General features: G+C 29.0%; 12 protein-coding genes. 7 read left to right on the top strand and 5 right to left on the bottom strand.

The features are described 5' to 3' along the window. Positions 1-10 precede the first annotated feature (10 nt). Positions 11-361, top strand: coding sequence for an SdpI family protein (locus BWR22_RS05980; protein WP_083678219.1), 351 nt, complete (start codon positions 11-13; stop codon positions 359-361). A 32-nt stretch (positions 362-393) separates the two neighbouring features. On the opposite strand, the gene pafA is transcribed toward BWR22_RS05980, so the two are convergent. Beyond that, positions 394-2,055 (bottom strand): alkaline phosphatase PafA, encoded by a 1,662-nt coding sequence (gene pafA / locus BWR22_RS05975; protein ID WP_076732563.1) that lies wholly within the window; start codon positions 2,053-2,055, stop codon positions 394-396. Positions 2,056-2,209: 154 nt separating this feature from the next. On the opposite strand from pafA, the gene BWR22_RS05970 reads away from it, so the two are divergent. Further along, positions 2,210-2,947: an MlaE family ABC transporter permease gene (locus BWR22_RS05970; protein ID WP_076732560.1), complete on the top strand. Its 738-nt coding sequence runs from the start codon at positions 2,210-2,212 to the stop codon at positions 2,945-2,947. Then, positions 2,947-3,714, top strand: coding sequence for an ABC transporter ATP-binding protein (locus BWR22_RS05965; protein WP_076732557.1), 768 nt, complete (start codon positions 2,947-2,949; stop codon positions 3,712-3,714). Before BWR22_RS05970 ends, BWR22_RS05965 begins: the two co-directional genes overlap by 1 nt. On the opposite strand, the gene BWR22_RS05960 is transcribed toward BWR22_RS05965, so the two are convergent. From BWR22_RS05960 to BWR22_RS05950, 3 genes are read right to left on the bottom strand one after another with little or no spacing between them, the layout of a single operon-like run. Then, on the bottom strand, positions 3,715-5,241 hold the full coding sequence (locus BWR22_RS05960; RefSeq protein WP_083678217.1) for a DUF389 domain-containing protein: 1,527 nt from the start codon (positions 5,239-5,241) through the stop codon (positions 3,715-3,717). A gap of 3 nt (positions 5,242-5,244) precedes the next feature. Further along, complete coding sequence (locus BWR22_RS05955; protein WP_076732554.1) at positions 5,245-6,324, bottom strand: mannose-1-phosphate guanylyltransferase; 1,080 nt, start codon at positions 6,322-6,324, stop codon at positions 5,245-5,247. Next, positions 6,321-6,917 carry a SprT-like domain-containing protein gene (locus tag BWR22_RS05950; RefSeq protein WP_076732551.1) on the bottom strand — a complete coding sequence of 199 codons (597 nt, stop codon included), beginning with the start codon at positions 6,915-6,917 and terminating at the stop codon, positions 6,321-6,323. The genes BWR22_RS05955 and BWR22_RS05950 overlap by 4 nt, the downstream gene beginning before the upstream one ends. A 213-nt stretch (positions 6,918-7,130) precedes the next feature. On the opposite strand from BWR22_RS05950, the gene BWR22_RS05945 reads away from it, so the two are divergent. Continuing rightward, positions 7,131-7,538: a hypothetical protein gene (locus BWR22_RS05945; RefSeq protein ID WP_076732548.1), complete on the top strand. Its 408-nt coding sequence runs from the start codon at positions 7,131-7,133 to the stop codon at positions 7,536-7,538. Positions 7,539-8,008: 470 nt separating this feature from the next. Here the strand turns inward: BWR22_RS05945 and BWR22_RS05940 are convergent, their stop codons facing one another. Further along, complete coding sequence (locus tag BWR22_RS05940) at positions 8,009-8,950, bottom strand: NAD-dependent epimerase/dehydratase family protein (protein ID WP_076732545.1); 942 nt, start codon at positions 8,948-8,950, stop codon at positions 8,009-8,011. A gap of 96 nt (positions 8,951-9,046) precedes the next feature. Between BWR22_RS05940 and BWR22_RS05935 the strand changes: the two genes are divergently transcribed. From BWR22_RS05935 to BWR22_RS05925, 3 genes are read left to right on the top strand one after another with little or no spacing between them, the layout of a single operon-like run. Beyond that, the gene (locus BWR22_RS05935) at positions 9,047-9,760 is read left to right on the top strand and encodes a glycosyltransferase family 2 protein (protein ID WP_076732542.1); all 714 of its coding nucleotides are present in this window, start codon (positions 9,047-9,049) and stop codon (positions 9,758-9,760) included. After that, a complete protein-coding gene (locus BWR22_RS05930) occupies positions 9,760-10,392 on the top strand; it encodes a lipid-A-disaccharide synthase N-terminal domain-containing protein (RefSeq protein WP_076732538.1) in 633 nt (210 codons plus the stop codon). Before BWR22_RS05935 ends, BWR22_RS05930 begins: the two co-directional genes overlap by 1 nt. Next, a complete protein-coding gene (locus BWR22_RS05925) occupies positions 10,376-12,010 on the top strand; it encodes an ArnT family glycosyltransferase (RefSeq protein WP_076732535.1) in 1,635 nt (544 codons plus the stop codon). The genes BWR22_RS05930 and BWR22_RS05925 overlap by 17 nt, the downstream gene beginning before the upstream one ends.

Genomic DNA, 12,010 nt, shown 5'->3' with positions numbered 1-12,010 from the left:
TTATTATATTTTGGAACAACTAGAATATTTAATTAATCCACTTTCGCTTAGCGGCATTGTATTTATTATTTTAGGAATAATTATGTATAAATTTCCTCCTAAAAAAATAAATATGTTTTATGGATATAGAACAGATACTTCTATGAAAAACCAACAAACATGGGATTTTGCACAAAAGTATTCTTCAAAAAAAATGGTTTTTTGTGGTTGTATAAAATTACTATTAGGTATAGCAATTATTGCATTTAATATATCAAATAAAAATACAATAATTATTAGCTTAATTATTATTGGAGCAAGCGTACTCTACATGCTTTTAAAAACTGAAAAAGCCTTAAAAAACAAGTTTAAAAACTCTTAAATAAAAAGTCGTAAATTATTTTGCGCCAAATATTAATCTATAACAAAATCTAAAACATTTCCTGTGGCTCCATTTGGGAAACTAATTCCTAATAGAGCAGAGATTGTAGGTGCTATATCTGTAATTTCTGTTTTAGTTAAGGTACTTCCTTTTTTAATTCCATTTCCATAAAAAAGTAAAGGAACGTGAGTATCGAAAGTAGAACCAGAACCATGAGTAGAACCTGTTTTACTGTAGCTTATCACAGCAGGATCTTTAACTAAAATTATATCTCCAGAACGTTTTTGGTGATATCCGTTTTGTAACAACGCTTCAATTCCACCAAAAAATGTAGAACTTTGCATGGTTTTAGCAGAATATGCTTTATCAATATGGTTGTAATTTATAACTTCGTTTACAATCGCATATTGTACATCTTCTAACTTTAAATTAAACTGTTTTAAACGAGCTTTATTTAAAAATATTTGATCGTTACTTATATTTTCTATTAAATCTGAAGCCGAAAATTCTTTTACTAAAAAGTTGTTTAATTTTGTTTTAAATTCATCTCTATTAAAGTAACCTGCAGGAATTTTTACACTTTGTAAATAAGCAGGAACCTCTACAGCTCCATGATCTGAAGTTAAAAATAAAGTATACTCTCCTACTCCAATTTTCTCATCTAATGCCTTAAATAAACGTGCTAAATCTTTATCTAAACGAATATAAGTATCTTCAATCTCTTTAGAGTTCACACCAAAATTATGGCCAACATAATCTGTGCTCGAAAAACTAACCGTTAAAACATCTGTAATATTATCTTGCCCAAGTTGCTCTCCATCTATTGCTTTAATAGCAAAATCTGCTACAATACTATTGCCAAATGGTGTTGCCTTAATAATATCGAAACCACCATTTTTATCTTTTAATGTTGCTAAATCATAAGGAAAAGTAGCATTGTCTTTACCTTTAAAACCTGTTTCAAAAACATTTAAATCACTCCCACTTTCTGTATATGTATTAATATCGTATAATGTATTCCATTCGCGTAAATAGCTTTCTGCGGTAGTAGTTGCATTAAAATCGTTTACCCATTGAGGCAGACTATTCATGTAGTAATTTGAAGTTATAAAATTCCCTTCATCTTTTCCTCTAAACCAATATGCAGCATTAGCAGAGTGACCTGCTGGTAAAATTGCACCTCTATCTTTAATAGAAATACCAATGGTTTTTCCTTTTAATTGTGTGTGAAGCCTGTTCTCGTCTGCAAAACTAGTAGTCTTCATTCTACGAGGAGACATTTTCTCTTGGTCTGTATCACTACCAACTGCTACAACTGTAGAATCTTCTGCACAATACACCATTTTTTTACTAAATTTATTGTACCAATTATTAGCAATTATACCATGATTTTTTGGTGAAGTTCCTGTATAAATTGAAGCATGACCTGGACCTGTAAAGGTTGGCACATAGTTATAATGATTATTTTTACAATTAAAGCCATCGTTAATTAATCTTTTAAAACCATCATTTCCATATTTATTATAAAAACGTGTTAAATAATCGTAACGCATTTGGTCGACAACAACACCAACTACTAATTTAGGATTAGCGTTTAAAGTAACCTCTTCTTGAGGTTTAACTTGTATAACACTACTTTGCGCATTACAGTTAAATAGGAATACCGATAAAAATATAATTGATAAAAATCTCATTTTCTCTTATTTTATTTAAGATTTCAAAAATAAACTTTTTTAAATATCTTAACTTAAAATTATCGTTAAATACTTTACAGATTTTTATACATTAGCAATTAATACAATTCAAGTTATTACCTAGCACATAAAGTCTAATCGTTTTAATAATTTTATGCAGTATCTAAATAATATAGGAACATATTTTTTAATGATTATAGAGCTATTTCGTAAACCTACAAAATGGTCTGTAATGCGTCATCTTATTTTAAAAGATATAGACGATTTAATTATTGGTTCTTTAGGCATCGTATCTTTTATTGCTTTTTTTGTGGGAGGAGTTGTTACTATTCAAACAGCATTAAATATAGACAACCCGTTAATTCCAAAAACGCTTGTTGGTTTTGCCACTAGACAATCTATTCTTTTAGAATTTGCGCCAACATTTATGTCTATTATTATGGCTGGTAAAGTAGGCTCTTTTATTACCTCTAGTATAGGAACCATGAGAGTTACAGAACAAATTGATGCTTTAGAAGTTATGGGTATAAATTCTTTAAACTATTTAGTTTTCCCTAAACTTGTTGCCATGGCTTTTTATCCTTTTGTAATTTCTATTGCTATGTTTTTAGGTATTATAGGTGGTTTAACTGCTTGTGTTTACGGCGGATATTCTTCGGTAGATGATTTTATTACAGGAATACAACAAGACTTTCAACCTTTTCATATTGTTTATGCATTTATAAAAACGTTTTTATTTGCATTTGTTTTGGCCACAATACCATCTTACCATGGCTATTATATGAAAGGTGGAGCCTTAGAAGTAGGAGAAGCTAGTACAACCTCTTTTGTTTGGACCAGTGTTACTATTATTTTATTAAACTATTTAGCAACTCAATTATTATTAAGCTAATGATAGAAGTAAAAAATTTACACAAATCGTTTGGAGATGCTCATATTTTAAAGGGCATTAGCAATACTTTTGAACAAGGAAAAACCAACCTAATTATTGGGCAAAGTGGCTCAGGAAAATCGGTATTTTTAAAATGCTTATTAGGCTTATACGATTACGAAGAAGGAAGCATTGAATATAATGGAGAAGTTTTTGCTAATTTAAGTGAAGACAAAAAAAGAGATATGCGTGCCAAAATTGGAATGGTATTTCAAGGCAGTGCATTATTCGATTCTTTAACAATAGAAGAGAATGTTATGTTTCCATTACGCATGTTTACAAAGCTAAAAAAAGACGAAATGCGAGAACGTGCATCCATTGTTTTAAAACGTGTAAATCTTGAGGATGCCCACAAAAAAATGCCAAGTGAAGCTTCTGGAGGTATGCAAAAACGTGTTGCTATTGCGCGTGCAATTGTAAATAATCCGAAATATCTATTTTGTGATGAACCAAACTCTGGTTTAGATCCTAAAACAGCTATTGTTATAGATAATTTAATTCATGAAATTACAGAAGAGTACAATATAACAACTGTAATTAATACACACGATATGAATTCGGTTATGGAAATTGGCGACAGTATAATGTTTTTAAAAGATGGTTTAAAAGCTTGGGAAGGCAGCAAAAAAACCATTTTTAAAACAGATAATAAAATTGTTACAGACTTTGTTTACTCTTCAAACTTATTTAAAAAAGTACGTGAAGCTGTTTTAAAGGAACAAGGTTAATTAATTATGCTCTATATATACTGTATCTACTTTTATTTCCTTTTTTAACCATACACTTAAGGCTTTTTCATTTTTTCTAACTAAACTGTCACTTAAATTTTTATTCCATTTAACACGAGCTACTGGCATAGTATCTATTCTAATAAAATCTCTAGATTCTAACATAGTTGCATAACTAAAGAACTCTAAATCTTTAAATGTAATTTTAGCATCTTTAGCTAAAGTTGTAAAAGACACTGCTCCTTTTAAGTTATTTTTATTTTCTAATTCTAAGTTAAGTGTATTAATATTATTTTGTAATTCTTCAATTTGCTTTTGTAAACCAGCAATAATATTATCTCTTCTATCTAAATCATCGTAAGCACGATCTAAAGATTCTGAAATTCTATCTATACTTCTAGATTTATTAGCGTTAATTACTAATTCAAAATCTTTAAGATTACCGTAATTATTTCCTTTTTTTAATTCATTTTTCAAATCTGAAATTGTAGCTTCTCCTATTTCGCCATTAAAAAACAAACTAATCTTTTTTGTTGCTATATCCATGTTTTCTCGCTGTAACCATAAATTATCATTAGCAACAATTTCATTTTTTATAAAATTATCGTAATCCATTTCATACTTACTTTGTTGTAGTACATTAATAAATGTATAAATAGCAGGAATCATAACCACAATAGCTACTAAAGAAGCAAATCTTGCAATACGCTTACGCTTTGCAGAATTTGCATATTTAAGCATAGGGAAACGTAGTATTTTTAGAACCAAAAATGTGGCAAGAGCAATAAATATAGTATTTATAGTAAATAAATACATTGCACCTCTAAAATATACCCAATTGCCTTTTGCTAAACCATATCCTGCAGTACAAAGTGGTGGCATTAATGCTGTAGCAATAGCTACACCAAATATTACCGAAGCTATTGTTCCTTTTTTTGTTCTTGCAATTATTAGTGCTAATCCACCAAAAAAAGCAATAAGAACATCTCTAATATCTGGACTTACACGACCTAAAAGCTCTGATGTATCTTCACTTAAAGGAAAGAAATAAAAGAACAAAAATGCGGTTAATAAACTTAAAACAATCATGGTTGCTAAGTTTATAAGTGAACGTTTTAACGTATCGATATCATTAATAGCAATAGCTAAACCAACACCTAAAATTGGCCCCATTAGTGGAGAAATTAACATGGCTCCAATAACTACTGCTGGTGAATTTGCATTTAAACCAATTGAGGCTACAAAAATAGAGCATATTAAAATCCATGCTGTTGCTCCTTTAAATGGAATATCGGCTTTTATTGCTGCTATTGTAGCATCTCTATCTGTATCGTGCCTAAAATCTAAAAGTTCTGTAAAGAATTTTTTTATACTCTCGTAAAAGCTTTGCGCCTCTTTTTTTACTGTTTCCTTAGACTCTTTTACAGCTTCATCTTTTCTTGCCGCTTCGGCTTTTGCTGCTTCAATTTTAGCTTCCTCGTCTTTTTCAGACTCGTTAGTAAAGTTAAATTTATTTTCGTCACTCATAGTTTATCCTAAATGGTCTCCAAATTTGTTTTTTACATTTTGGAGTACTTTTTTAATATCTTGTTCTTTTGCTTTTGGAAAGATAAGCAAAACTTCGTCTTTATCTACAATAATATAATCTTGTAAACCATCAACAACTACAACTTTATCTGCTTTGGTTCTTATCATGTTACCTGTAGCGTCTTCGGTTATTGTTCTTGCGTTAACAACAGCATTTGCGTTATCATCTTTTTCTAATTTATCGTATAGGCTTCCCCAAGTTCCAAGGTCGTTCCAATCGAAAGTTGCTGGAATTACATAGACATTTTTAGACTTTTCCATTATAGCATAATCTACCGAAATATTTTCGGCTTTGCCATAATTATCTTTTATAAAATTGTCTTCAAAATCTGTATTATATGTTGCAATTCCATTTTCAAAAAGATTAAATAAATCTGGTTGATTATTTTTAAAAGCCTCTATAACACTTTTTACACTCCACATAAAAATACCTGCATTCCACAGAAAATTACCTTGAGAAATAAAACTTTTTGCGGTATCGTAATCTGGTTTTTCTCTAAACTGTGCTACTGGTTTTATATTACTGTCTGAAGCTTTATTATATTCTATATAACCATAGCCTGTATTAGGAAATGTTGGTGTTATACCTAATGTCATTAAAGCATTATTATTTTCACAAAAATTAAATGCTTGTTGTACATTGTTAGCAAATGCTTTTTCATCTTCAATCCAATGGTCACTTGGTGCCACAATCATTATTGCATCTTTATTTTCCTTTTGTATTTTTAATGATGCATATAAAATACAAGGTGCTGTATTACGCATTGCAGGTTCTAAAACTACTTGTCTTTTAGTAACGTCTGGAAGTTGCTGGAACACCAAATCGTTATAGCGTTCGTTTGTTAAAATAAAAATATTTTCTTTTGGTATTAAAGTAGCTAAACGATTAAATGTTTTTTGTATTAACGTCTCACCAGTTCCTAACATATCATGAAATTGTTTAGGAAAATCTTGTGTACTTACTGGCCAAAATCTTGAGCCTACTCCACCTGCCATTAATATGGCGTAATAATTTTTGTTCATCTTATTGGTTCTACTTCTGCATTTGGGTTAAATAAATATACTTTACCTGTTTTAAGCTCTGTACATTCATAGCGTTTTGTTCGTTTTTTACCTTTTTTAAAAATCTTATTATTTCTAAATATAAAGGTTTCACCCAAAGGTAATTCAAATATAAAGGTTTTATTTTTTGGTTCGTCGAATTGCCTTAAACTTAAGGCGAGTTGCGTGTCTGTATCGCTAGATGCTTTGGGATTTTTAAAGTGTCTAGCCAATAACGGTAGTAAATCCATAGGAAATATTTCTGGATTAATAAATGGCAACATTAAATGTTGAAATGTTCGCTTCCACTCTAAGCCATGAGGTTTTATATGTTTACCATATGTTTTATAAGTTTCGAAATGTGCAATTTCATGAATAAGTGTAATTAAAAATCTGTAGCTATTTAAATTCTCGTTTATAGTTATTTGGTGTTTACCGTTTGGCAATTTCCTATAATCTCCGTGTCTTGTTTTACGTTCTTTCTTTACTAAAACTACTAAATCGTCATGCTCTAAAAGTTTTAAAACTCTAGGTATAGCCTGACTTGGGACGTGGTTTTGTATTGTATTCTCCATTACCACAAAAATAGAATTTATTTTTGATAAAATTACGTAGTTCTACGTATTGTGCTTTGTAAAAATTAGCTTTAGCTTTGAATGATTAACAAACCAAAAAGTGCTTTTAACATATTAAATTTAACGTCTAGTTCCCTATATTATGTGATATAAAACATTGAAATAATTTTATTTTAATGTAACATATTAGCCATAAGTTAAAAAAAGACCTGAATGAAACATTTATTAATTTTATCGTTATTTATTTTAAACACTACTAACCAAATTCCTAAAAACGATAAAATTTATTTAGCTCATGGTTTAGAGCACGGTATAAATCATCTATATGGAGTTTCTGAAATAATAATAAAATCTGATTTTACTTTCTCTTGGAAAACTTATAATACCAATAAAGTTAATTGGAAAAATTATCTTAATGGAAAAAAAATAATCCACATCAATGGAAAGGTTTTAAAAGAAAATGATTTATATGTTCTTAAAGAGGTTGGATCTAATACAAAAGGGCAAAATGAATGGATTGTAAATATTAAAAAAGAGAAAATTGAATTTTATATTAAAGAGAATTCTAAAATAATAAAAACTAAAACTGAATATAAACGAATTAAAACTATTGACAAATAATGTACAACCACAATTACCAATACTAGTCAACTTATAAAAATCCTCACATATTTCTATTCGGTTTTAATTTAATAAATTAGTACTTTAAAAGTTACTAAATTTATACACTTCACTATTGTAGCCAATTAAAACGAACATAAAATGTCAATAACAAAAGAATCGGAATTAAATAGGAATGAAAAAAATTAGTAAAGTTTTTGGAACTACACTAAAACTAATGAGAGAATATGCAAAAATGGGATGTCTACTTAAGAATTGGACTAATATGGTAGTAAAATTCTAAAATCCTACGGAGCAAAATCTTAACCTTATAAAACTTATAATTTTCCTGGATGCACTTACATAAGTATAAATGAAGAAGCTGCTTATGGAATTAATTTGTTAATAAAATTTAGCTACAAAACTCTTAACTAGCCATATCTAAACACGATAAGCTAACTTTTAAAATAGACGCTTTAATTCTATTAAAACTATAAAAAATTAGCTCTATACCACTCTACTTGAGCTTTAACACTCTCTAACAAAGTTGTTTTTGGGTTGTAGTTTAATAATTTTCGAGCTTTATCTATATTAGCTTTAGTACGTAATTGATCTCCAGCTCTAGCCTCTACATTATTAATTTTAATAGTTTTTCCTACTATTTTTTCAACAGCATGAATACCATCTTGTGTTGTATGCTCTACTTCGGTTCCAAGATTTATAATTTCGCCATTTACTTTAGCATCATTACCTATAACACTTGTAATACCATCTACAATATCGCCTACATAAGTAAAACTTCTTAGGTGTGTTGCACTACCATTATATAAAGGAAACTCGGTATTATTAAATGCACAAGCTATTAATTTAGTGTACATTTTTTCTGGGCGTTCACGTGGACCAATTACAGAATATAGTCTTAAAGAGCATGATTTAAATAGTTGCTCTCTACTTTTTTGAAGCACTAATTGCTCTGCTGCTAATTTAGTAACACCATAATAAGATGCTGGTTTAGGTAAAATTGTTTCAGCAAAAGTTGCCTCTAAGCCATAAATAGAAGATGTGCCTATGTTTACAAATAATTTTAAATCTGGTAGCTTTAAAGCATAATCTATTAAATTTTTTGTACCAATTACATTATTGCTTAAATAGTCTTCAAAACTCGATGTGCTTGATAAACCTGGCTGCGCTGCAAAATGAAAAATATAATTTATATCCTTTGGAAGCGCTTCTGCAAAAGCATTATCTCGCAAATCTTTTTTAATTATAGATATATTCTTTTTATTAAGCGCATTTTCATTTAAATGCTTTAGCTCTAAATTATAATATGCCGAAAAATTATCTAAACCTATTACTTCATGACCTAAACCTTTTAATCTCTCACAAGTGTGAGAGCCTATAAATCCTGCTGCTCCTGTTACTAATATCTTCATATTTCTAAATATACAAATACAAAGAAACATATTTTATTTCACACCTAATTTCTATTCTTAAAAAAACAATACATTTGCATTAAATTTTAATTATTAATGACTTATCAATTTACCATTGTTGTTCCTGTTTATAATGAAGAGGAAAATTTATTACGAGTAGAAAAAGAACTCTTGGCATATACAAAAATTGCTACTAAAGCAACTAAAATTTTGTTTGTTAATGATGGTTCTAAAGATAAAAGCCAATCTATTATTGAAACTATTTGTAATAGAAACGATATGTTTTCATTTATTAAATTTAAAGAAAATAGAGGCTTAAGCGCAGCTATTAAAGCTGGTTTTGATTATACAGAAACTGAATTAGTAGGTTATATAGATAGCGATTTACAAACGGCTCCAGAAGATTTTAATTTACTTTTAAAACATATTGGCGAGAATGATTTAGTTACAGGTGTTCGTGCTAATAGAAAAGATAGCTTTGTAAAAAATATGTCGTCTAAAATTGCAAATGGTATTAGAAGAAGTTTTACACACGATGGTATGGACGATACTGGCTGTCCGTTAAAAGTAATTAAAACCGATTTTGCAAAACGTATTCCAATGTTTAAAGGTTTACATCGTTTTTTACCTGCCATGATTTTATTACAAAACGGAAAAATAAAACAAGTTCCTGTACAACATTTTCCTCGTGTTGCTGGTGAAGCAAAATTTGGTGTTTGGAATAGATTAATAGGACCTTTAATGGATTGTTTTGCCTATTTATGGATGAAGAAAAAGTATATAAATTATCAAGTTTCTAAACAAGGTTAATGAGCGACTGGATTATATATAGCATTGGGTTTTTGGCTCAAATTTTATTTTCCTCACGGTTAATTATACAATGGATTACAAGTGAAAAAACAAAACGTGTAGTTACACCAACATTGTTTTGGACATTAAGCTTAATTGCTTCCTTTCTATTATTTATTTATGGATATTTAAGAGATGATTTTGCAATTATGCTTGGACAAACACTTACCTATTTTATTTACATTAGAAATTTACAACTACAAAATCAATGGAAAAAAATACCAGTAATTTTACGATACATATTACTGTTCATGCCACTATTTGTAGGTATATTTTATTTTAATAACAATAGAATAGATGTAAATATTTTCTTTAAAAATGAAGATATTCCTTTTTGGTTATTAGCTTTAGGTATTGTATCTCAAATTATTTTTACTTTACGTTTTGTATACCAATGGTTATATTCTGAAAAACATAAAAACTCTACATTACCTTTTGGTTTTTGGGCATTAAGTTTAATAGGCTCTTTACTTATTTTAACTTACGCCATTTTTAGAAAAGATCCTGTACTTTTTGTGGGCCATATTTTAGGAACAGTAATCTACATTAGAAATTTAATTCTTTTAAAAAATCAAAATGCCAAAATCGCTTAAAATCTATCCGGTTCTTACTATTTGTTTATTTGTAGCAATTATGTTATTGCCAAATTTAGAAGTATTACAAGTATCGATTATGGAAGCGAGAAATTTTATTACTGCTCGCGAGATGCTAAATAACGACCATTGGCTTTTAACCACAATGAATAATGTTGCACGTTACCAAAAACCTCCTTTACCAGCATGGTTTTCGGCTTTTAGTAGTATTGTTTTTGGTACAAAAAGCCTTTTTGCAATGCGACTTCCTGCGGTATTAATGGTTATGCTTGCTGGTAGTTTTATGTATTATTTATCGCGAACTATTTTAAAAGGAAAAACACATAGCATAATTAATGCGCTTATTCTATTAACCTCCTTTTATGTTATTGGGATTACATTTGAGGCGCCATCAGATATTTTTACACATGCTTTTATGCTTGTTGCTATATATTATTTTTTTAAAATTTTTAAAACCGAAAACTATACATGGAAACATGCCATTAAAGCTGGCTTATTTTTAGGGTTGTCTATACTAGCAAAAGGTCCTATTTCTATTTACGCTTTATTTTTACCTTTTTTAGTTGCTTATGGCTTTAGTTTTAAGTATAAAAATTTAGCAAAAAAAACGCCATATCTTATAGGCTCCATTATACTAGGAATTGCCATTGGAGGCTCCTGGTATTTATATGTAAAATTACAGGATGCAACAACATTAAATGCTATTGCAAGTAAAGAAACCAGTACTTGGGGAAACTATAATATTAGACCATTTTACTATTATTGGAGCTTTTTTACACAAAGCGGCATTTGGACTGTTCCTGCCTTTATCTCTCTACTCTATCCGTATTTAAAAAAGCGTGTTAGCCATTTTAAAGCTTATAAGTTTAGCTTAATATGGACTTTAGTTGCTGTAGTTTTATTATCTGCAGTACCTATGAAAAAGTCACGATATTTAATGCCTGTTTTAATTCCTTTAGCATTTAATATTGGATTTTATATTGAATATTTAATAAGAAAATTTAAGGTTTTAAAAGACAAGCGCGAAACCTTTCCTGTTTATTTTAATTTTGGTTTAATTGGTATTATAGGCATTGCTTTTCCAATAGTTATGTGGCTTCTTTTTAAAGAGCAGTTACAAAACCATATGTTTAAATTTATAGTAGCTTCAATTGTATTATTTGCAATTGGAATATTAATTTTTATGCAGCTAAAAGCTAAAGAAATTAAAAATGTATTTTTATTAACTGTTCTGTTTTTTGCTTCAGCATTTATTGTGGTTTTACCTTTAACAGAAGCTTTTAAGAATGAAAATTACAAAAGCCTTTCTACTTTAAATAAAGAAAACCAAATGCGTAATATTAATTTATATGCTTTAGATTATGTTGCTCCAGAATTTATTTGGGACTATGGTGATATAATTCCAGAAATTAAAATAGAAAATAATAATTACACCTTTCCTTTAGATAATTCTTTTGGTCTTTTGGTAAACACTATGACTCCAGAAATTGAAACTAAACTAAGTTTAAATTACAATATAAAAGAAATAGGAACTTATAATTTAAATCGATTTGGAAGCGCTCCAAAACAAGATAATTGGCGTTTAAAAAGTGTATTCTATATACTTAGTCGTAAATAA

It is taken from the genome of Lacinutrix venerupis (assembly GCF_001971745.1).
In the GTDB taxonomy this organism is placed as follows: domain Bacteria; phylum Bacteroidota; class Bacteroidia; order Flavobacteriales; family Flavobacteriaceae; genus Lacinutrix; species Lacinutrix venerupis.
Note: the sequence above shows the minus strand (reverse complement) of the source record. Positions and strands in the feature narration are given on the sequence as shown.